Genomic DNA, 22,564 nt, shown 5'->3' on the forward strand with positions numbered 1-22,564 from the left:
TGTTTTATAGAGCGAGGTATTGCGGCTAAAGCGCTGCCTAGCGGCGGCGACGCACCAAGCCCAGCCCGGCTAACAACAGCAAGGACCACACAGCCGGTTCCGGCACATCGTTGTAGGTCAGATTATCGTAGCGGATGCTATAGCCACCTTGTGCTGACAGGGTGTTATAGCCGTTGAGGATAATCTCTTCGATAAAGGCGGCATTCGATAGGCCTTGGTAGACCTCGGAGCCGTTCACAAATTAGCTGAACAGGCCATCGGCAAGGAAAATCTCGAGGCGGTTAAAGGCATCTAGCTCGAAGGCATCACTTACCGGATCGACCCAGCCATCATAAGTATCCCAGATACCAATTCCGGTTTGCGTCTCAGCGTAGCTGGGGTTTTCGTACTGGTATTGATACTCCATGATCGGCCATTCTTTCAGTGAGCCACCTTCATTCTCAGCGGTTCCCCACAAACCGCCATAGCGACCGGGTTGGTCCCAGCCTGAGTCGATGAAGATATCCACGCCGATATAATCAGCGCGCAAACCATCGAGCTTCATGCCTTGGGTGTTGTAGAAGTTGTTGTCGTTCAGCTCACCGGAGACGGTCATCACCAACTCGTTGTTGATGATCTCAAAGCCGCTGGGGGCGCTGCGGTCGGTGGTCCAGCCATCTAAGCTGTCGCCGTTATTAAACTCGTAGGTGATCAGTTGAGCGTGGGCACCGAATCCTACCAATGCCAGCATACTCGTTGTAATTAGGGTACGGGTGTTCATTGTTGCTCCTTGCAATATAGGTAGAAAGTTTTCTACTGCCGTCGATCCTAAGTTTTCTACTGCCGTCGAGCAGTAGCAAGAATAGATCCAATAAACATGCACTTAGATATTCCGCATCTTTTGCTGATAGTAAAAACTAACTTTTTACTTAGCATGTAAAATTAGCTGACACTAATTAACCAATTTCTAAATCACAGCTCACGTTTTTCCGCAATTCAATCAGGCGGTATTGGGTTCAACGTCAACGCAATGAAACCTTATCAGGATAAGCTGTGAAGAACTGATGCTTACTAGGAGTAATGCCATGAGCGAGATTGCAACTCAGGGGAGTCGGGTCGTTTATCAAAACAAATGGATGACCGTACGAGAGGACAAGATCCTCAGACCGAGCGGCAGCGAGGGGATCTACGGCGTCGTCGAGAAGGCCGATTTTGTGGTGGTGCTAGCAGTGGAGCAGCAAGATATCTATCTGGTGGAGCAGTACCGCTATCCCATCGGTAAGCGCTGCCTGGAGCTGCCACAAGGCAGCTGGGAGAGCCAACCCGACGCCGAGCCCGCAGTGGTTGCAGCAGGCGAGCTGCGCGAAGAAACCGGGCTTATTGCCGGCAAGCTAGAGTATGTGGCCAGCCAATATATGGCCTCGGCCTTTTGTAACCAGCGCTACCATATCTTTCTCGCCACTGAGCTAACCCAAGGCGAGCAGCAACTCGATGAGGAAGAGGAGGGGCTGTTGGTGCGGCGGGTCAGCCTGGCCACCTTCGAGGCGATGATCCTCTCCGGTGAGATAGCCGATAGCAGCACCGTGAATGCCTATGGCTTGGTCAAAATGAAAGGCCTGCTGTGAGCAGGCCTTGATAGGGTCGGTAATTGTGGAGTTACAGCTGCTGCTTTAACTGATACAGCAGCTCTAGCGCCTGACGCGGGGTAAGCTCATCCGGGCTAATGCTCGCAAGCTGTTCCACCACGGGGTGCGGCTCGACACTCGGCGCTTCCATCACCTCTACCGGCAGTGATAACTGAGCGCTTTGTTGCTGCTCCAGCCCCTGCAGTTTGTGCTTTGCTTGGCGAATAACAAACTGCGGAATACCGGCCAATGCGGCCACTTGCAGGCCATAACTCTTGCTGGCTGCGCCATCTTGAACCTGATGCATAAAGGCGATGGTATCGTGGTGCTCCACCGCATCCAGATGCACGTTGTACACCCCTTGCAGTAACTCTGGCAGCTGAGTCAGCTCGAAGTAGTGGGTGGCAAACAGGGTAAAGGCTTGCACCTTGGCCAGTGCTTCGGCCACCGACCAAGCCAACGACATACCATCGTAGGTGGAGGTGCCGCGGCCGATCTCATCCATCAGCACCAGGCTGTGGGCGGTGGCGTTGTGCAGGATATTGGCGGTTTCGGTCATCTCCACCATAAAGGTTGAGCGGCCACTGGCTAAGTCGTCCGAGGCGCCAATCCGGGTGAAGATCTTATCAATCGGCCCGATGGTGGCGCTCTCAGCCGGTACGTAGCTGCCGATACAGGCAAGCAGGGCAATCAGGGCGGTTTGGCGCATATAGGTCGACTTACCGCCCATGTTCGGACCGGTCACAACCAACAGGTGGCGTTGTTGATTCAGCTGCACCGGGTTGGCGATAAACGGGGTGTCGTTGACCTGCTCGACCACCGGGTGGCGACCAGCGCTGATCTCCAAACATGGCTGATCGACAAAGCTTGGGCGATGGTAGTTGAGACTCTCGGCGCGCTCGGCCAGGTTATTCAGCACATCCAACTGGGCCAACGCCTGGGCGCTGCGCTGCAGCTCGCCAAGGGAGGGCAGCAGCAGATCTAGCAACTGTTCGTAAAGCTGCTTTTCCAGCGCCAGCGCTTTTCCTTGGCTGGAGAGTACCTTCTCTTCGTACTCTTTCAGCTCGGGGATGATGTAGCGCTCCATATTTTTCAACGTTTGGCGACGCACATAGCTGGCCGGAACCTGCTCGGAGTAGGCGCGGCTGACCTCGATATAGAAGCCATGCACCTTGTTGTAGCCAATCTTGAGGTTGGCGATGCCGGTAAGCTCGCGCTCGCGTTCTTCAATTTGCTGCAGGTATTGGTTGGCGCCCTCGCTGAGTGAGCGCCACTCATCCAGCTCGCTGTTGTAGCCCTCGGCAATCACCCCGCCGTCGCGGATCAGCACCGGTGGGTTGTCGATAATCGCGCGCTCTAGTAACTCCAGCAATTGAGGGAACTCGCTGATCTGCTCGCCCAGTGCGCTTAGCGCCGGGCTGTCTTTGAGGTACATCTGCAACTCTGGCAACAGGCTAAAGGCATTACGCAGGCGGGCGAGATCGCGTGGGCGGGCGGAGCGCAGCGCCAGACGTGCCAAGATGCGTTCGATATCGCCAATGCCTTTCAGTACCGGTTGTAGCTGAGTCGGCAGGTCGAACTCAATCACTTCGGCAATCGCTTGCTGGCGCTGGATAATCTGCGCCTGACGACGCAGCGGCTGGTGCAGCCAGCGGCTGAGCAGGCGGCTGCCCATGGCGGTGGCGCAGCGATCGAGCACCGAGGCGAGGGTGTTATCGGTGCCGCCACTGAGGTTATGGGTAATCTCCAGGTTGCGACGCGACGCGGCATCAACTTGGATAAAGTCGCTCTGCTGTTCCATTTTTAGCTGGTTGATATGCGGCAGGGCGGTGCGTTGAGTGTCTTTAACATACTGCAGCAGGCAACCGGCAGCACATAGCGCCAGGCCAGCTTGGGATACCCCAAAGCCATCGAGGTGCTGGGTGCCAAATTGCTGGTTCAGTACCTGCTTGGCGCTATCGAGGTCGAACTCCCAGTCACCACGGCGGCGCAGACCCTTGATATGGGCAAGGTTGGCGCTGTACTCGAAGCTGTCGGGGTAGAGCAGTTCTGCCGGGTTAAGTCGCGCCAGCTCGGCATTAAGCTGCTGCTCGCCACTTAACTGCTTAATCAAAAACTCGCCGGAGCTGATATCGAGGTGGGCGATACCGAAGGCCTCGCCTTGATTGGTCACAGCGACCACTAAGTTGTCGCGCTTTTCATCGAGCAGCGCTTCATCGCTCACCGTGCCCGGGGTGATGATGCGCACCACCTTGCGATCCACCGGCCCTTTGCTGGTGGCCGGATCGCCAATCTGCTCGCAGATCGCCACCGACTCGCCCAAATTTACCAAGCGGGCCAAGTAGTTCTCTACCGCATGATAGGGCACGCCGGCCATCGGGATCGGCGTACCAGCACTCTGACCACGCTTGGTCAGCGAGATATCCAGCAGGTCGGCGGCGCGCTTAGCATCATCGAAAAACAGCTCGTAAAAATCCCCCATGCGATAGAACAACAAGATGTCCGGATGCTCTGCCTTCAGCGTGAGGTATTGGCGCATCATCGGGGTGTGTTTTTCGAGATTTTGCATAGAAACTGCTGCTTAACTAACAAGGGATAAAAGAGATGGAACAAGGATAAGAGTTGCGCAGCAAAAGGCAATCAGGATTTAGCAAAGCTGCTTCGAAGAGGCGAAGGGAGAAGAGACGGGGTGAGTTGGCTTTCCCGCTCACTTATCCACTTAGTCCAGAAGTCGCAGCTCTGGACATTGAGTCGATGTGAACTAAAAAGCGCCGCTCGCCCCGCTGATTTATCTCGATGAGAGCAAGGAAAACCTAGCGCTGGTATCTATTTTTCAAGAATGAACCGATGATAAACACATAAAATAGATACAGTAATGCCAAGAAGAAACTGGAAAAAATCAAGCCAGCGGCATCGATTGCGCGGTCGAGCGTTGCTTCCCCTTCACTGTATCCACCCCAGCATATTCCCATCGCAATACAGCACAGAAAAGCGAGGATCCAAAGGCCGGTGTGTAGTTCCCAGATTCCCCATACCAGCTGGGCTCCCAGCAGTAGGAAGAACACAGCAACACAGCAAAGCGCTCCACGGGAAATGCTTCCAAACCATGATGGCTTAGCCAGTGCCACGAAGGTGACCAAGGGAATAACGCATAGCAGTACGCTGAGAAGCTGGAGGGATTGTGCCTCACCTTCAAACAACCAAGAGCAGATATGCAGAATAGTGATACTGATAAACGTCGTTCCCAAACTGGCCAAAAAGCTCACCCAAGGGCGGTCGAATAACAGAAACACCAAGGAGGTGGCCGCCAACAACAAGGGGAGCATCCAAATCAGGTGTCCGCCGAAGTGCGCAATGAGCGACTGGTACAGCGCTTCATGGTGGGCTATCGCCCAATAGTTAAGACTTAAGAACAACATGCTGAGTGTACCGATCAGCAGATGAAAACCTGCTGAAGGTAAGGCAATCGTTGTATGCTCGGCCTTAGCGGTTTTAAAAAACCTTGGTTTCTTCGCTCGCTTAGCGAGTGTGGGCGAGTGGGCCAATGACTCATCGGTGGATGAATGGTTGAAACGGGAGGACATCTAGTTTCCTTTCTGGGTGTTGCTTTTGTTCGTATTAAATCGGAGTTACTTCCGGCGACCGAGTATCGACAAAATACGGATGAACAGGTTAATAATATCCATATACAGGGCCGCTGCACTGTCGATAGCGTTATCCAGGGTTTTAGGGATACGGTTAGCGCGCCCCCAGTCCACTCCGATATATCCGCAGAAAATCACTACGACAATCCAATCCATGATGCCTCGGTGACGACCAAAGAAGATCGCTTCAATCATCTCAACGACAATCACCATCAGCAGGGCTATCGTCAGCGCTCCCGCTATGCCTTGAAAGAAGCGTGGGAACAAGGTGCCCAAAATCATCATCAATAAGGTAACCGATGCAGTAACGCGAACGGCTTCGGCAATCAGCATAGGATCAAAGTCAGCCACAAAAACGTTCAGTACTAAGCCAAAAGGCACCACGACCATGTTGTAACCAATAAAGCTGATCAGCGGTGTTTCAGAGTTAGTGAACAACATAACGCCGCCAATGCAGCTTACAAAATACCCCCCAAAAAAGAGCAGCGGGTGGATACTTAACACTGCTTCAGGAGAGATGTTGGTTACCATCCACCAGTTAATCGCGAAGCCCCAAAGCAGGACCAATCCAATCGCAGCATTGTACATCGATGCACTTAGCTGTTTACCTCGGGTGTAACCTCTATCAAATACGCCAGTGTTCATAGGTGGGGTTGACTCCTCTTATCGCTGTATTTTCAATGGGGTAGTGTGAGGCGGCATCATGAATCAAGCAGCCGATTGATACAACAGTAAATATTGTTGTTATGGGTAGGAGAGCGAATGTTGGGGAGTGCCTGTCAGCACTTGGATAACTGAGAAATCGTTGGCTTGCAATACGCTGCTGAAAATTTCCTATACAGGTATTGATACTGTATGAACATCCAGTATACTGTGCTCAACAGTTACTACACGAATTCGCACCGTTGAGGGCAACATGGATCAAAATAAACAGAAGGCCTTAGCCGCTGCTCTTGGGCAGATTGAAAAGCAATTTGGTAAAGGCTCCATTATGAAGCTGGGCGATAACCGCACCATGGATATCGAAACCGTCTCTACCGGTTCGCTGTCTATCGATATCGCCTTGGGTGCGGGCGGTCTGCCAATGGGCCGTATTGTTGAGATCTATGGTCCAGAGAGCTCGGGTAAAACCACCCTGACGCTGGAAGCGATTGCGCAAGCGCAAAAGGCCGGTAAAACCTGTGCCTTCGTAGACGCCGAGCATGCCCTTGACCCTGTCTATGCGAAAAAGCTGGGTGTAGACGTCGACAACCTGTTGGTATCCCAGCCAGATACCGGTGAGCAAGCGCTGGAAATCACCGACATGCTAGCCCGCTCTGGCGCGGTTGACCTGATCGTTATCGACTCAGTGGCAGCACTAACGCCAAAAGCTGAAATCGAAGGTGAGATGGGCGACAGCCACGTAGGCCTGCAGGCGCGCCTGATGTCGCAAGCTCTGCGTAAGCTGACCGCGACCCTCAAGCAAACCAACTGTATGTGTATCTTCATTAACCAAATTCGTATGAAGATTGGTGTGATGTTCGGTAACCCAGAGACCACCACCGGTGGTAACGCGCTGAAGTTCTACGCCTCGGTTCGTCTGGATATTCGTCGTATCGGTGCGGTGAAGCAGGGCGATGAAGTCGTGGGTAACGAAACCCGCGTGAAGGTTGTTAAGAACAAGATTGCACCGCCGTTTAAGCAAGCTGAATTCCAAATCATGTACGGCGAAGGCTTCAACCGTATGGGTGAGCTGGTCGATTTGGGCGTAAAAGAGAAGTTAGTTGATAAAGCTGGCGCGTGGTTCTCATACAAAGGGAACAAGATTGGTCAAGGTAAGGCCAACGCCTGTAAGTTCCTGAGCGAGCATCCTGAGATCGCCAACGAAATCGAAACCACCCTTCGTGCAAACCTGCTGGCCGTTAGCCAAGAAGAGCCAGAAGAAGTCGAAGCGCCACTGGCTGAACAACCAGAGCAAGACGCTTAAGTCTGATGACTACCCCACAGGCGGCGGTTTCCGCCGCCATGCAACTGCTGTCTCGCCGCAACTACAGCGAGCAGCAGCTCTTCCAAAAACTCCTCACTAAAGAATTTTCCGACGAGCAAGCCCAATCGGCCTGCGACTATGCCATCGAGAATGGCTGGCTAAACGATCGCATCTACGCCGAGCAACTGGTTCGCTCCCAGCTCGCCAAAGCCTATGGCCCGAAACGGGCAAGCATGTACCTGCAAAGCAAAGGGATTGCCGCCAACCTTGCCAGCGAGATTGTCGCTGAGCCTGACTGGGATTGGTATGCAGCGCTGGAAAAAGCCTTTCACCGTAAGTACACCGCAAGTGACCTTAAAAACTGGCAACCACGGAGCAAGGTTTCGGCCTATTTGTACCGCCGCGGCTTCGCCTCTGACCTGATTAACATCCTCTATCAGGAAGTGACATCCGAAGACGGCGAGTGAGCGCGTAAAATCAGGCGTGAGCCCAGTGCTGATTGGGCTTTTTATGCACTCTAGTGCGTGCTATATTGTCCGGATATTTTTCAGTTTCACACGATATCGTTGGTTAAGCCGTTTTAACTGCTATTTTTCGCAGTTTATTAACCTTCGCCGTTATAGGACTCAATTTCATGAAGATGACGTCAGCTGAGCTCCGCAATGCCTTCTTAAGCTATTTTGAGCAGAAAGGTCACCAGGTTGTTGCCAGTAGTTCTTTGGTTCCCCACGACGATCCTACGCTGTTGTTCACCAACGCAGGGATGAACCAGTTCAAGGATGTATTCCTGGGCTCTGATAAGCGCGCCTACAATCGCGCGACTACCTCACAGCGCTGTGTTCGCGCCGGTGGTAAGCACAACGACCTGGAAAACGTAGGTTACACCGCACGTCACCACACCTTCTTTGAAATGCTGGGTAACTTCAGCTTTGGCGATTACTTCAAGCAAGACGCCATCAACTACGCGTGGGAGTTCCTCACCGAAGTGGCGGGGCTGCCGAAAGAGCGCCTGTTGGTGACTGTCTACCAAACCGATGACGAAGCCTTCGATATCTGGACCCAACAAATGGGCGTGCCTGCTGATCGGGTAATCCGTATTGGCGACAAGTCGGAAGACAAGCCCTATGAGTCAGATAACTTCTGGCAGATGGGCGACACTGGCCCATGTGGTCCGTGTACCGAGATCTTCTACGACCACGGCGACCACATCTGGGGTGGACCTCCGGGTAGCCCAGAAGAAGATGGCGACCGCTTCATCGAGATCTGGAACGTGGTATTCATGCAGTTTAACCGTCATGCCGACGGCACCATGGAGCCACTGCCAAACCCATCGGTAGATACCGGTATGGGCCTTGAGCGTATCGCCGCTATCTTGCAGGGCGTGCACTCAAACTATGAGATCGACATCTTCCAAAACCTGATTAAAGCGGCAGCGGACATCATCGGCACTACCGATCTGGACAATAAATCACTGCGGGTGATTGCTGACCACATCCGTTCTTGCTCGTTCCTGATTGCCGATGGCGTGATGCCATCCAACGAAGGCCGTGGCTATGTATTGCGCCGCATCATCCGCCGCGCCGTGCGTCACGGTAACAAGCTGGGCGCAAGCGAAGGCTTCTTCAATAAGCTGGTTGTGGCACTGATTAAAGAGATGGGCGAGGCCTATCCAGAGCTGGTTACCCAGCGTGCCATGATCGAAAAAGTACTGCGTCTGGAAGAAGAACAGTTCGGTAAGACCCTTGATCGCGGCCTGCAGATCCTTGATGAAGCACTAAGCGAGCTAGATGGCAAGGTTATCCCGGGCGAGCTGGTCTTCAAGCTGTACGACACCTACGGCTTCCCGGCTGACCTTACTGGCGATTTGGCCCGTGAGCGTGAGCTGAGCATCGACGAAGCCGGTTTTGAAGCGGCCATGCAAGCACAGCGCGAACGCGCTAAGCAAAACAGCAACTTCGGCGTCGATTACAACGCGAACTTGGTGATCGACGGCGAGACTCGCTTCTTGGGTTACACCGAGCTAGATGCCAAGGGCCAAGTGGTTGCACTGTACAAAGACGGCGAAGCGGTTGAGCAAGCAGCAAGTGGCGATGAGCTGCTTGTTGCGCTTGATCAAACCCCGTTCTACGCCGAGTCAGGCGGTCAGGCCGGTGACCACGGCGAGCTGGCATTGGCCAATGGCCGTTTCGTGGTGCAAAACACCGTGAAAAACGGCAAAGCCTTTGTGCACATGGGCTACCTGGAAGGTGGTGAGCTAAGCGTTGGCACTGAGGTAGAAGCCCGCGTTGATTCTCGTCGTCGCTGGAACACCGCGCTGAACCACTCAGTCACTCACTTGCTGCACGCCGCGCTGCGCCAGACGCTGGGCGAGCACGTGACCCAGAAAGGCTCGTTGGTTGAAGCGCAACGTCTGCGTTTTGACTTCTCTCACCTAGAAGCAGTGAGCACCAAGTCTATCCGTCAGATTGAGCACTTGGTAAACCTGCAAATCCGTCGTAACTGGCCGGTAGAAACTGCGGTTATGACCCTGGATGAAGCCAAGCAAAGCGGCGCGATGGCGCTGTTTGGCGAGAAGTACGACGACGACGTACGCGTTGTGAAGATGGGCGATTTCTCCACAGAGTTGTGTGGCGGTACCCATGTAACCCGCACCGGTGACATCGGCTTCTTCAAGATTACTGCCGAATCAGGCATTGCTGCTGGGGTGCGCCGTATCGAAGCGGTCACTGGTCAGTATGCAATCGACCTGATGCACAAGGTGGGCGAAGAGGTGGAGCAAGCCGCGTCAATCCTGAAAACCGACCAATTCTCGGTAATTAAAGGTGTGCGCAGCGCGATTGATCGCACCAGACTGCTGGAAAAAGAAGTTGAGCAGCTCAAAGCCAAGTTGGCCAAAGCCGCTAGCGGTGACATCCTAAGCCAAGTTCAAGAGCTTGGCGGTGTGAAGGTGCTAGTTTCCGCGCTAGAAGGGGTAGAGCCAAAAGCCCTGCGTACTACCATGGATGACCTGAAAGTGAAGCTTGAGAGCGGCATCATCCTGTTGGGTGTGGCGGGCGAAGGCAAGGTCAACCTGATTGCCGGTGTGACCAAAGACCTAACTGGTAAAGTGAAAGCCGGTGAGCTGGTTAACGTGGCAGCCAAAGACGTTGGCGGTAAGGGCGGCGGTCGCCCTGATATGGCCCAGGCTGGCGGTAGCCAACCTGAGAACTTGGCGAGTGCATTGGATGCCGCTCGTGAGTGGTTAAGCCAACAGCTGTAATAGATTTTAAGAACAGGGAACCTAAGGAGAGACAGTGGCACTTATCGTACAGAAGTATGGTGGCACCTCAGTTGGGACATTAGAGCGGATCCAAGCGGTTGCTGACCGGGTGATCCGCACTCAACAAGCTGGCCATCAGGTAGTTGTCGTGGTTTCGGCCATGTCTGGCGAAACCAACCGTTTATTGGGTATGGCGAACGAGCTGGACGAAAATGCCAGTGAGCGCGAAAAAGACGTACTGGTATCCACCGGCGAGCAGGTCACCATTGCCTTATTGAGTATTGCACTGCAGCAAAAGGGCTGTAACGCGGTATCGATGACCGGCGATCAGGTGCGTATGCACACCGACGATGCCCACGGCAAAGCGCGCATCACCGATATCGATGATAAAAACCTGCGCCATGAGTTGGATCAGGGTAAGGTTGTGGTGGTTGCGGGCTTTCAAGGCCGCTCTCCAGATAACCACATCACCACCTTGGGTCGTGGTGGCTCGGATACCACCGCGGTAGCCATTGCCGCAGCGGTGAAAGCCGATGAGTGTCAGATCTACACCGACGTGGATGGCGTCTATACCACCGACCCTCGGGTCGAGCCCAAGGCGCGCCGTTTAAAAAGCATTACCTTTGAGGAAATGCTGGAGATGGCCAGCTTGGGGGCCAAGGTATTACAAATTCGCGCGGTGGAGTTTGCAGGTAAGTACAATGTACCGCTGCGTGTATTGTCGAGTTTCGACGAAGGTGAAGGAACCCTAATTAGTTACGAGGAGCAAAAGATGGAATCACCGGTTATCTCAGGCATTGCCTTTAATAGAGACGAGGCAAGCTTAACTATTCTTGGGGTTCCGGATAAGCCATCGGTTGCGGCCTCCATCTTGGCGCCGATTGGTGACGCGAACATCGACGTGGATATGATTATTCAGAACTCCATGGGTGATGGCACCGCTGATTTTACCTTTACCGTGCACCGTAATGATTACAAGCGTGCTAAGCTTTTGTTGCAAGAAACCGCCCAGAAGTTAGAAGCGCGTGAAGTTCAAGGTCGTGAGGACCTTGCAAAGATTTCCATCGTTGGCGTGGGCATGATGAATCATCCCGGCGTTGCGAAAACCATGTTCGAAACCTTCGGAGATGAAGGAATTAACATGCAACTTATCTCAACCTCTGAAATCAAAGTGTCAGTGGTTGTTGATGAAAAATATCTAGAACTAGGGGTAAGGGCTCTACACAGTGCCTTTGGCCTGGAACAATCATAGTTAGCTCTTTTTTACAAAGTAACTAGGCTTAGCGCTATAGTTTATTTGTGATCAAAGAAAAGCGGCTTTGTATGCGGTAAAAGAGCGACCGTTTAATTTAAGGAGATAGTTGATGCTTATTTTGACTCGCCGCGTTGGCGAAACGTTAATGATTGGTGATGAAGTTACCGTTACTGTATTGGGTGTTAAAGGCAACCAGGTACGTATCGGTGTGAATGCGCCAAAAGAAGTATCGGTTCACCGCGAAGAGATTTATATGCGCATACAAGCCGAGAAAAACGCGGCTAGCGGCAACGCCTAAGTATTGAAAAGCATTCTTTAGAAGCCAGTCTTTATGACTGGCTTTTTTTATAGCCTCGATATTTTCAGAGGTCGGGGTGGGTTCATCTAGCCGAATATGCCAAAATGCCTGCGCATTATTTCTCCTTTGGTATCTAAGATGAAAAAACTTCTTTGTAGCGTGCTGCTGTTTGGCGCCAGTACTGTTGTGCCAGCGCACGCGTTGACCCTTGAGCTCGATGGCAATCTGGCCAGTACCTCCAGCTCAAGCTCTAGTTGGCAGGGCGATATGTCTGCCCGCCTGCGCCACGGTATTCCCCTGTTCCCGAATGTTGGTATCACCGCAGCCAATCGCTCACAAGGCGATGCTTTCGATGGTAGTCGCGTTCAGTTCGAGCTGTTCTACAACCTGGTGGAGTCGTTTGCCTGGGAGCTGGACTTAGGTCTGGCTTATGAGCGCTGGAACGCCGACAAGAAACACTTGGCTGGCGTCGGTAGCGGCGAGCAGCTTTATGCCTCGGGACGCTTTAGCTGGCTGTTCCCAGCCTCTAATCTGGGGGTAATGGCTGATATGCAATACCCGCTTACCCACGAAGACTTCAAACGCGAGCAATGGCGCATGGGTTTGAGTTACCGCTTTAACGAGCATCCACAGCTGACTTTTAACGCCGGTTTTCAGTGGGAAGAGCTTAAGACCCGCTGGGCGAACAACGACCGTAGTGGACCGTTTATGGGTGTGAACCTGCGTTTCTAGGCATGGGTGACTTATCTAAACTGTCGGCTTAGGCGGGTCATGATTCTGTATTGTGAATTAGAAGTGAGATTAAAAGCTGTTTGATGTTTATATTTTAGCTCTTTATGTTAAAATGCCGAAAAATTTATCTACTGCTGCTTTTTATGAAAAAAGCTGTTTTGGCCTTTGGCCTTTGGCCTGTTTTCGGCGGTGCTGGGCGCTCAAGCCAGCTTGTTTGAAGTTGAGCTAGAAGGCTCTTGGGCCAACACCTCTGGCTCATCATCCGACTGGCAAGGCGATGCAAGCCTGAGATTCTGGCATGCCTTGCCCATCATTCCCAACGTAGCTGCAGGGATGACTAAGCGCGATCAAGGGAATGTGTTTGATGGCTCAAGCTACAACCTTGAGCTGTTCTACCGCCTGTTTGATGCGGCCAACCTCCGGGTTGACTGGGGCTTGGCTTACGAGAACTGGAGCGCCGACCACAAATGGCTGGCCGGTACCGACGGTGGCGAGCAGCTAGCGGCGACCGCCCGAGTTAACTGGCGTCTGCCGTTGATGAACTTTGGCGTGATGGCGGATGCGCTGTACCCGCTGCATGATGAGAAGTACCAGCGCGAGCAATATCGCGCAGGCTTAAGCTATCGCTTCACTGAGTTCCCGGAGTTTCGAGTAACCGGCGGCTATCAGTGGGAAGATATGAAGGCGCCGCTACATCGCGAAAGCTACAGCGGCCCCTTTGTTGGCATTAACTTCCTGTTTTAAGGTGTTAACTCCGTCAGCTTGATTAAACCGCTCCTTTAGGGGCGGTTTTTTTTGCCAGTAGGGGAATGGCTAGCAGGTTTAAGCCCGCCATGATCCAGAAGATGTTGCCGCTGATATCGGCATACAAAGCGCCACACAGGAAGGTAAGCAGCGCAGTGCCCAAATTCAGTGATAACGCCGAGTAGAGCGCTTGCAAGGAGATCGCTTGAGAGGCAGGGGCCTCGTGGGCGATATAGCGAATCACCGCGATCTGAGCCAATGCGAAGGTCAGCGCATGCATGCTTTGAGTTAGCCCCATTAGCACCACGTTATCCACCGTGGCCACCAATGCCCATCTTACTGCCCCAGCGATAGCCGCCAGAATCAGCATGCGCAGCGGTGACCAGCTGCGGAACCAACGCATGCCGAAGATCATAATCGACATCTCACAGATCACCCCCACCGACCACAAATAGCCAATGCTGGCATCGCTAAAGCCGATATCCCGGAAATACAGCGAACCATAGGCGTAGTAGGCGGCGTGAGCGCCTTGGATAAGTGCAGTCGCCAATATAAAGCGGCGGGCGTTGGCGTCGGCCAGCACTTTGAAAAGCCGCCCTTTCGGTTGGGCGTCTGCGACCGGGCTTGCATCATCTTCCAGTGAATCTGCGCGGGCGACCCGGCTAAGCAGCAGCGTGAGCAGCGCTGCACCAATCGCAGCATAGAGGATACTCGGCGTGCCATAGCGGCTGAGCACGATGCCCATCAACGAAGATGAGATAATAAATGCCACCGAGCCAGACACCCGCGCCCGGCCGTAATCAATCCCCAAGCTGCTAACCCAACGGGTCGCGATGGCATCGCTCACCGGGATCATGGTTGCCACAAAGAAGTTCAGCGTGAGGGTGAGCAGGCACAGCCAGAAGTAGTTGTTAAGAAACAGGAAGGCGGTGAGCACTGCCAGCGATGCAAACGCCACCCAACTGAGTAGCGGTGGCAGCTGTTCGGAGCGTTTGGCCAGTGGCATCAGCAACATACTGCCCAAGGCGCGGGTGAGCATACCTGCGCCCAACAGGATACCAATCGCCGATACCGACATGCCTTCCCCCTCCAGCCACAGCGACCAGAACGGTAGGAATATACCCCAAAGGAAAAACAAACCAGCATTAAAGCTGGCAATCCAGGGAGCGGCACTCAGTTTGATCACGCGATGATGTCCTAGAGAGGGAAATGATGGCGCAGAGTGTATATCAAATGCCTGTCATATACCCGAACAACCTCAAGATGCAGGATATTGAGCGTCTCCCGAAGGGCGAGTTTACCCGTCCCTCATACTGCGTTACTGCTCCTTGATTTAGACCACTAGATCGGCGTAGCAGTGCCTTGCCTGAGGGGCGGGTAAATCTCGCTGAACAAGCATCTTGAGGTTGCTCGGGTATATTGAGGACTTCTGTGTAACAAACTGTCAGGTGGAAAACGCGCCTTTGCTGCAGTAATAGCGAAGCCCGCGGTAAACGAGTATTGAGCAAGATTCAGGTCGAGCTTGCCCGCTCGGTGGCGTAAAGTGAGTAAACCAGTTAATCCTAGCCCTGTGATATGCAAAATCGAGATTATCAGCGAATCAGCCAAGCGGTGGACTACTTAGTTAGCCATTACAGCAGTAAACCTAGTTTGCAGCAGCTCGCCTCTGAGATGGCAATGAGCGAATATCACTTGCAGCGTCTGTTTAGCCAATGGGTGGGGCTCTCGCCAAAGCGTTTTATGCAGTACTGCACCCTGCAGCATGCCAAGCATTGCCTTGCCCGCTCGCAGTCTCAGCTAGAGTTGGCTGGCGACTTGGGACTGAGCGGGCCCTCCCGCCTCTATGACCTCTACGTGACGTTAGAGGCGGTCACCCCTGAGCAAGCCAAGTCGCAGGGGGAGGGCCTTGAGATTGGCTATGGCGTCGCTACTAGTCCCTTTGGCCAAGTGTTGATTGCCACCACCGAGCGGGGCATCTGTCATATGGGCTTTGTCGAGGATGACAGCGACCCCTTGCAGAGTTTGCGTGCGGCCTGGCCGAAGGCGAACTTGGTTATAAAGCCCATGCAAGCGCTGGCTGAGCAGATCTTCACGCCCAGCGAACAGCCTCGAGCGCTGCATCTGTGGGTCAAGGGCAGTAACTTTCAGGTACAGGTATGGCAAGCCTTGCTAAAGATCCCTTTCGGGGAGCGCTACTCCTATCAGCAGCTGGCCCAGCAGCTGGGTCGGCCCACCGCGAGCCGCGCAGTCGCCAATGCGGTAGGGCGTAACCAACTGGCCTATCTGATCCCTTGCCACCGGGTGATACGCGCCAGCGGTGTAGTGGGTGGCTACCGCTGGGGAGAGCAGCGTAAACAGGTGATGTTGGCCAGAGAATCGGCACTAAAACACGCTTAACTTCTCCCATCCCAACGCCATGCAATCCATCATGCTTGCAGTTTCATCGGCGGTTTCATGTCTTGTGAGTCTGCTCCCAATTAACCCCGTTTTTGGACGCGCTCCCAAAAACGCATTTTTGTAGAATGAGGCCATTGCTATATCGCTATTTGAGAGTTGTTAATGAGCCTTATGGACTCCACCCCATACTTTGCCGAGTGGCCAGAGATCCGCAGCCAGATTGCCCCTAATGCGGTGCAAGAGCAGCAGATTGAGCAGATCCTCGCCCAGCTAAGTTTGCAGGAAAAACTGGGCCAGATGCTCCAGCCCAACCTGACCGACGTGACCCCCCAAGAAGTGACCGAGTATAAGCTTGGCTCATTGCTAAATGGTGGCGGTAGCTGGCCGGGCAACGACAAGTACGCACCGGTTGAGGCTTGGGTTGAGGCAGCCGAGCAGTACTACCAAGCCAATGAAGCGGCTTGGCAGGGGCGTGGATTTCGTATTCCGTTTATCTGGGGCAGCGATGCGGTACATGGCCACAACAACGTATTTCGCGCCACCATCTTCCCGCATAACATCGGCTTGGGCGCAGCGCAGGACGTGGATCTGATCCGCCGCATCGGAGTGGCAACCTCGGCAGAAGTGGCCGCCACTGGCATCGACTGGACCTTCGCCCCCACCGTGGCAACGCCGCGCGACTACCGCTGGGGCCGGGTCTATGAGGGGTACTCGGAAGACTCTGGGCTGGTGTACCACTACGCCGCCGCCATGGTTGAGGGTATCCAAGGCGATACTGAGCAGCTAGCTGGCGAGCGCCGGGTAGTGGCCACTGCTAAGCACTTTATCGGCGATGGCGGGACCGAACACGGTGTCGACCGTGGGATTAACCGCTACAGCGAAGAGCAACTACTGAATATCCATGGCCTTGGCTATGTCAGCGCGCTAAACGCCGGCGTGCAGGCGGTGATGGCCTCGTTCAACTCCTGGGATCACAACAACAACTACGCGCCGTCTAACATCGATTGCCAGTACAACGGCAAGATCCACGGCAGCCGTTATCTGCTCAGCGATGTGCTTAAAGACAAGATGGGCTTTGATGGGCTGGTCATCTCCGATTGGAACGGCCACAGCGAAGTAAGCGGCTCGAGCATGCAAGATGCCCGACATACGGTAAACGCTGGCGTTGACGTGTTGATGGTAACCGCACGCAGCGACTGGAAGGCTTGTCTGACTAACCTGCAGCGCGATGTAGAGGCTGGGCTGATCGACGAGAGCCGGATTGATGATGCGGTGCGCCGTATTTTGCGCGTCAAGCTGCGTGCTGGCCTGTGGGATAAGCCATCGCCTCAGCAGCGCGAATATGCCAATCAGCCACAGCTACTAGGTAGCGATGCACACCAACAGCTGGCGCGCGAGGCGGTTCGTAAATCACTGGTAATGCTAAAAAACAACCAATCGCTGCTGCCACTGTCTCCCAACCAAGCGGTGCTGCTGACCGGTAGCGGTGCCGATAGTATCAGCAAGCAATGTGGCGGATGGAGTCTGAGCTGGCAGGGCGATGATATCGCGGTATCCGACTTCCCGGGCGCGCAGACTCTGGATTGCGCCTTAACCGGCTACCTTGGTGAGCAGCTGATCCGCGACGAAGCGCAGGCCCCGAAAGGCTGTGTGGCCGTGGTGGTGATCGGTGAGCAGAGCTACGCCGAGATGTATGGCGATATCAAAGCCGGACAGACGCTAGATTTCAGCAGCTTACATCCGAGCAACAACCAAGATGCTCAGACCATCGCCCGCCTGAGCGCCGCTGGCCACCCGGTGGTGACTGTAATGTTCAGCGGTCGCCCGCTGTATTGCACCGATCTTATCAACCACTCGCAGGCCTTTGTGGCGGCGTGGCTGCCGGGCACTCAGGGCGGCGGTATCGTCGATGTGCTATTCCGCGACCACCAAGAGCAGGTGCAACACGATTTTCAGGGACGCCTCAGCTTTAGCTGGCCGGCGCAAAAAGACGCCTTTGCTCTGAATCATCCGGCGACTCATATCCCGGGCTTTACCTCTCCGGCCAACGAGATTGATAGCCGCGAACAAGCGGCGCTATTCCCACTGGGCTTTGGCCTGAGTTATCAAAGCGCCCAAGAGACCCCGCGCCTGGAGTTAGACAGCCGCGAGTTCGCCATCGATGTGGCCGAGTACGTGCTATTTGGCCGTGAAGCGCAGATCAGTCACCCCTTGTCGCTGGCGCTGCAATCGCAACCGCGCGCGGTGATGTTACCAGGCTGCTCGCCGCTGGATGTGGCTGGCAGTCATATTGAGCCGATTAACTACCAACACCAGTACGACGCCCGTGCGGTGCAGGCCCAAGAGCCCTTCGAGCTGACCCTGGAAGTGCTACCCGGCTTGATGCCACTGCCGTGGGAAAGCGGCAAGGCGCTGGAGTTCTGCATCGATGTGAAGCTTGAGCAAGCGCCACAAGCGCCGGTGTGGGTAGAGCTGGAGCTGATGGGGTGGGGGCAGTATCGCTTCGACATCTCCGAGCAACTGCAACAAGCCGATGGCCAATGGCATAGCATCCGGGTCGCGCTGGATGACTCGCTACGCAGCCTGGAAGTGAACAACAAGGTTTGGCGCCTGCGCTGTGAAGACGCGGCGCACATAGCCTTTAGCAATATTTCTCTGGTGTTGGCCGATTAGGCCCACCCAACAATTCACGAGTCGGCTGCGCGAGCAGCGACTTGAAATTTTTACTTAAGCGAAGAGTGTGAACATGAGCCTAGGTTACTTTGACGACCAACGTCGCGAATATGTGATTAACACCCCGAAGACCCCTTACCCTTGGATTAACTACTTGGGTAACGACGAGTTTTTCAGTCTGCTGTCGAATACCGCGGGTGGTTACAGCTTCTATAAAGACGCCAAGTTCCGTCGTCTGACCCGTTTCCGTTACAACAACGTGCCAGTGGACACTGGTGGTAAGTATTTCTACATCAACGACGGTGGCTGTGTGTGGTCGCCTGCTTGGAAGCCGGCCCGTACCGACCTAGATAGCTACGAGTGTCGTCACGGCTTGGGTTACTCTACCATCGAAGGTCAAAAGCAGGGCTTGAGCGCGGCTGTGACCTACTTCATCCCAATGGGTGAGAACGCAGAAGTACAGATCGTTCGTTTGAAGAACACCACCGATCAGAGCAAAACCTTCAAGCTCTACTCCTTTGTTGAGTGGTGTTTGTGGAACGCCGAAGACGATGGCGCCAACTTCCAGCGTAACTTCTCAACCGGTGAGGTTGAGGTAGAAGACTCGGTGATTTATCACAAGACCGAGTACCGCGAGCGTCGTAATCACTACGCGTTTTACTCGGTAAATGCGCCATTGGCCGGTTTTGAAACCGACCGTGACACCTTCTTGGATAACTCAAACGGCTTTGACCATCCAGATGTGGTGTACGCCAACGAAAACCAAAACTCGATTGCTCATGGTTGGTCGCCGATTGCCTCACACTGCCTAGAGATCGAACTGGCAGCCGGTGAAGAGCGCGAGTTGGTATTTGTGCTGGGCTATCAAGAGAATGCTGAAGACGACAAGTGGGAGTCGAAAGCGGTTATCAACAAAACCGGTGCTAAAGAAGTGATTGCCCGTTACGCCACCCCTGAGCAGGCCAAAGCGGCGCTGCAAGGCGTGACTGACTACTGGAGCGATCGCCTGGACAACTACGTGGTTGATTCCAGCGACGAGCGCCTCAACCGCATGGTGAACGTGTGGAACCAATACCAGTGTATGGTAACCTTTAACTTCTCCCGCAGCGCCTCGTTCTTCGAGTCAGGCATTGGCCGTGGCATGGGCTTCCGCGACTCTAACCAAGACTTGATTGGTGTGATTCACCTGGAGCCGGAGCGTGCACGCCAGCGTATCCTGGATATTGCCGCCACCCAGTTTGAAGATGGCTCTGCCTATCACCAGTACCAACCACTGACCAAGCGCGGTAACGCAGCGATTGGCGGTAACTTTAACGATGACCCGCTGTGGCTAATCCAATCGGTTACCCAGTACACCAAGGAAACCGGCGACTTCTCGATCCTGGACGTGCAAGTACCGTTCAACAACGACGAGAACAACACCGGCACCCTGCTGGCGCACTTGAAGGCTTCGTTCAACCACGTGATCAACAAGTTAGGTCCACACGGCCTACCACTGATTGGCCGTGCTGACTGGAACGACTGCCTGAACCTGAACTGCTTCTCGAAAGACCCGAACGAGTCCTTCCAAACCACCGAGAACAAAGGTGATGGTAAGGTTGCCGAGTCGGTGATGATCGCCGGTATGTTTGTCTACTTTGGTCAAGATTACGCTGAGCTGTGCAAAGAAGTGGGCGACAACGCCGAAGCGGATCGCGCACTGACTGAAATCACGCGCATGTCTGATGCGATTAAACAGCACGGTTGGGATGGCGAGTGGTTCCTGCGCGCCTACGATGCGGCTGGCGATAAAGTCGGTAGTAAAGAGTGCGACGAAGGCCAGATCTTCATCGAATCTCAGGGTTTCTGTGTCATGGCAGGCGTTGGCTTGGAAGACGGTAAAGCGGAAGCGGCGCTGAACTCGGTTGAAGAGCACCTATCTTGCGACTACGGGGTCTCGCTGCTGTACCCGGCCTACACCGAGTACAAGATTAACCTTGGCGAGATCTCTACCTACCCGCAAGGCTACAAAGAGAACGGCGGTATCTTCTGCCATAACAACCCATGGATCATGATTGCCGAGACCAAGCTGGGTCGTCCGCAAAAAGCCTGGGAGTACTACACCAAGATCGCGCCAGCTTATCAGGATGACAAGATTGAGCTGCATAAAACCGAGCCTTACGTGTACGCCCAGATGATTGCTGGTAAAGAAGCCTTCAAACCGGGTGAAGCGAAGAACTCATGGCTAACCGGTACCGCGGCGTGGAACTTCCACACCATTGCCGAGCACATCTTGGGTGTCAAGCCGAGCTACAAAGGTCTGTTGATTGACCCTTGTCTGCCGGCCGACTTTAGCCTGAACGCGATCAAGCGTCAGTTCCGCGGCGCTAGCTACAACATCGAGTTTATTCGCCAAAGCCCTGAGGCAACCAAGGTGAGTAAGATTGAGGTGAACGGCCAAGAGATTGCCGGGCAAGTGGTGCCTGCGCAAGCGCAAGGCAGTGACAACAAGGTTGTCGTGACCCTTTCGTAGTAAGCCTCTCGTTGTATTAACGAAAGTAGTACGGTCAAACTAGCCTTTGACTATTGCCGGGCGCACATGCCCGGCTTTTTTATGCCTGAATATCAGGCCTGTACTCAGGCCTTGAGCTTAGGCCTTGAATTGGGCCATGCGCCGCTTGATACTGGCGCCAAGTGAGGCGACCAGCTTGGCTTGCTTGGCGGTATCGCTGGTTAGTTGCAGCGCTTCGCTGGATGAGTCTTCGATACGCTGCATATCTTCCACCACGGTATCGGTGATCCGTCCTTGTTGGTCGCAGCTTTGGGATATCTCCCGTAGCAGCTCGCTAATGGTGCTAACCAGCTCATGGGTGGCAATCACCGACTGGCGCATCTCACCCATCGCCTCAGAGCTGTCTCCCGCCTGTTGTTTACTGTCCACCATCTGCGATTCGCTGTGTTGGGCGCCATTGACCAAGCTGCCCATCATCTGTTCGATCTGCTCGGTGGAGTCTTGGGTCTTGCGTGCCAGGTTACGCACCTCGTCAGCCACCACGGCAAAGCCACGGCCTTGCTCACCGGCGCGGGCGGCTTCGATGGCCGCATTGAGTGCTAGCAGGTTGGTTTGCTCGGCGATCCCATCGATTACCTCTAGCACCTTGCTGGCGTCGCGACTGTTATTCACCAGCTGCTGCATATCGTCCACCGAAGCTTCGATTAGTGCGACCACGCGAGCCAGCAGCTCACTGTTGCTATCGGTGAGCTGGCGTCCTTGGTGCGAGGCATCGCTGATCGCTTCGGCCGATTGATTGGCACTGGTGACGTGCTCCAGTACTTCGGCAAAGCGCGCGGAGAGCTGGGCCACATGCTGATTCACGTTTTGCACCGCGGCCTGTTGTTGGTTGGCCTGCTGCTCGCTGCGACCGGCATGGTTTTCCAGGCTGCGGGCCGCCTGCTCCAGCTCATCGCGACCGCGAATATCGAGGCGTTGGGTCAGGTCGCCTTCGCCTTGAGCGATGTCTTTCATCGCAGCCACCATCTTAATCACCGGCGAGCGGATCAGCCGGATGACCAGCGCGGCGATAAGCAGTGAGACCAAGGCGATAATCACGCCAAAGATCAGGTTCTGCCAGCGGGTTTGCTCAAGACGTTGGTCAATCAGCTGGCTGGAGTCGCGCAGCTGTTGCCACATCTGCTGCTGACTGAGCTCAGCGCTATTGACCACCTGCTGGGCCGAGGGTTGCAACAACTCTTCGTTGAGCAGTTGCAGCTCTTCGAGCAGATCAAAACTCAGGTTCGCCAGCTCAACATACTCGCCGAGCAACTCGGCAACGTGCTGGATCTGCTGTTGCTGATGTTCACGCTTAAGCCCTGCCTGCAGATCAAACAAGGCGTTTTTCGAGCCAAACAGCTCCATGTAAAAACGCTCTTTGCTGTGTCGCTCGGCTGGCCAAGATGGTCCATCAAGGCAATGGTGGCAGCCTGTAGGTGATTGGCAAAGTACACGGTGAGCG

18 protein-coding genes are annotated in these 22,564 nt (G+C 54.3%); 11 read left to right on the top strand and 7 right to left on the bottom strand.

Annotated elements, in window-relative coordinates; genetic code table 11:
• Positions 1-37: 37 nt before the first annotated feature.
• Both G462_RS0107895 and G462_RS0107900 read right to left on the bottom strand, forming a co-directional pair.
• Positions 38-238: a PEP-CTERM sorting domain-containing protein gene (locus G462_RS0107895; protein WP_026958523.1), complete on the bottom strand. Its 201-nt coding sequence runs from the start codon at positions 236-238 to the stop codon at positions 38-40.
• Between the two features lie 3 nt (positions 239-241).
• Positions 242-760, bottom strand: a complete 519-nt coding sequence (locus tag G462_RS0107900) for a hypothetical protein (protein ID WP_026958524.1) — start codon at positions 758-760, stop codon at positions 242-244.
• Positions 761-1,064: 304 nt separating this feature from the next.
• Here G462_RS0107900 and G462_RS0107905 point away from each other — a divergent pair, with 304 nt between their 5' ends.
• Positions 1,065-1,604, top strand: coding sequence for an NUDIX domain-containing protein (locus G462_RS0107905; RefSeq protein ID WP_026958525.1), 540 nt, complete (start codon positions 1,065-1,067; stop codon positions 1,602-1,604).
• 31 nt (positions 1,605-1,635) lie between these two features.
• Here G462_RS0107905 and mutS read toward each other — a convergent pair whose 3' ends face one another.
• The 3 genes from mutS to G462_RS0107920 all read right to left on the bottom strand — a co-directional run bounded on the left by mutS (position 1,636) and on the right by G462_RS0107920 (position 5,893).
• Entirely contained in the window at positions 1,636-4,173 is a 2,538-nt protein-coding gene (gene mutS, locus G462_RS0107910; RefSeq protein ID WP_026958526.1) for a DNA mismatch repair protein MutS, read from the bottom strand.
• A gap of 244 nt (positions 4,174-4,417) precedes the next feature.
• Positions 4,418-5,188, bottom strand: coding sequence for a hypothetical protein (locus G462_RS0107915; RefSeq protein WP_026958527.1), 771 nt, complete (start codon positions 5,186-5,188; stop codon positions 4,418-4,420).
• Between the two features lie 45 nt (positions 5,189-5,233).
• Positions 5,234-5,893: a Bax inhibitor-1 family protein gene (locus tag G462_RS0107920; RefSeq protein ID WP_026958528.1), complete on the bottom strand. Its 660-nt coding sequence runs from the start codon at positions 5,891-5,893 to the stop codon at positions 5,234-5,236.
• A gap of 271 nt (positions 5,894-6,164) precedes the next feature.
• On the opposite strand from G462_RS0107920, the gene recA reads away from it, so the two are divergent.
• From recA to G462_RS0107955, 7 genes are all read left to right on the top strand, one after another.
• On the top strand, positions 6,165-7,214 hold the full coding sequence (gene recA / locus G462_RS0107925; RefSeq protein ID WP_026958529.1) for a recombinase RecA: 1,050 nt from the start codon (positions 6,165-6,167) through the stop codon (positions 7,212-7,214).
• A 5-nt stretch (positions 7,215-7,219) separates the two neighbouring features.
• Complete coding sequence (locus G462_RS0107930; protein ID WP_026958530.1) at positions 7,220-7,681, top strand: regulatory protein RecX; 462 nt, start codon at positions 7,220-7,222, stop codon at positions 7,679-7,681.
• Positions 7,682-7,848: 167 nt separating this feature from the next.
• Positions 7,849-10,473, top strand: a complete 2,625-nt coding sequence (alaS, locus tag G462_RS0107935) for an alanine--tRNA ligase (RefSeq protein ID WP_026958531.1) — start codon at positions 7,849-7,851, stop codon at positions 10,471-10,473.
• 34 nt (positions 10,474-10,507) lie between these two features.
• Positions 10,508-11,725, top strand: coding sequence for an aspartate kinase (locus tag G462_RS0107940; RefSeq protein WP_026958532.1), 1,218 nt, complete (start codon positions 10,508-10,510; stop codon positions 11,723-11,725).
• Positions 11,726-11,837: 112 nt separating this feature from the next.
• Positions 11,838-12,026: a carbon storage regulator CsrA gene (gene csrA / locus G462_RS0107945; protein ID WP_026958533.1), complete on the top strand. Its 189-nt coding sequence runs from the start codon at positions 11,838-11,840 to the stop codon at positions 12,024-12,026.
• A 138-nt stretch (positions 12,027-12,164) separates the two neighbouring features.
• Positions 12,165-12,758, top strand: coding sequence for a porin family protein (locus tag G462_RS0107950; protein ID WP_026958534.1), 594 nt, complete (start codon positions 12,165-12,167; stop codon positions 12,756-12,758).
• A 165-nt stretch (positions 12,759-12,923) separates the two neighbouring features.
• Positions 12,924-13,502: a porin family protein gene (locus tag G462_RS0107955; RefSeq protein ID WP_026958535.1), complete on the top strand. Its 579-nt coding sequence runs from the start codon at positions 12,924-12,926 to the stop codon at positions 13,500-13,502.
• Between the two features lie 22 nt (positions 13,503-13,524).
• On the opposite strand, the gene G462_RS22085 is transcribed toward G462_RS0107955, so the two are convergent.
• Complete coding sequence (locus G462_RS22085; protein ID WP_051326609.1) at positions 13,525-14,688, bottom strand: 3-phenylpropionate MFS transporter; 1,164 nt, start codon at positions 14,686-14,688, stop codon at positions 13,525-13,527.
• 389 nt (positions 14,689-15,077) lie between these two features.
• Between G462_RS22085 and G462_RS0107965 the strand changes: the two genes are divergently transcribed.
• The 3 genes from G462_RS0107965 to G462_RS0107975 all read left to right on the top strand — a co-directional run bounded on the left by G462_RS0107965 (position 15,078) and on the right by G462_RS0107975 (position 21,084).
• The gene (locus G462_RS0107965) at positions 15,078-15,899 is read left to right on the top strand and encodes a methylated-DNA--[protein]-cysteine S-methyltransferase (RefSeq protein ID WP_026958536.1); all 822 of its coding nucleotides are present in this window, start codon (positions 15,078-15,080) and stop codon (positions 15,897-15,899) included.
• Between the two features lie 171 nt (positions 15,900-16,070).
• Positions 16,071-18,572: a glycoside hydrolase family 3 protein gene (locus G462_RS22090; RefSeq protein ID WP_051326610.1), complete on the top strand. Its 2,502-nt coding sequence runs from the start codon at positions 16,071-16,073 to the stop codon at positions 18,570-18,572.
• Positions 18,573-18,645: 73 nt separating this feature from the next.
• Positions 18,646-21,084, top strand: a complete 2,439-nt coding sequence (locus G462_RS0107975; protein ID WP_026958537.1) for a glycoside hydrolase family 94 protein — start codon at positions 18,646-18,648, stop codon at positions 21,082-21,084.
• Positions 21,085-21,201: 117 nt separating this feature from the next.
• Here G462_RS0107975 and G462_RS0107980 read toward each other — a convergent pair whose 3' ends face one another.
• On the bottom strand, positions 21,202-22,467 hold the full coding sequence (locus tag G462_RS0107980; protein WP_026958538.1) for a methyl-accepting chemotaxis protein: 1,266 nt from the start codon (positions 22,465-22,467) through the stop codon (positions 21,202-21,204).
• Positions 22,468-22,564 lie beyond the last annotated feature (97 nt).

The sequence above is a fragment of the Aliagarivorans taiwanensis DSM 22990 genome, assembly GCF_000429505.1.
In the GTDB taxonomy this organism is placed as follows: Bacteria; Pseudomonadota; Gammaproteobacteria; order Enterobacterales; family Celerinatantimonadaceae; genus Aliagarivorans; species Aliagarivorans taiwanensis.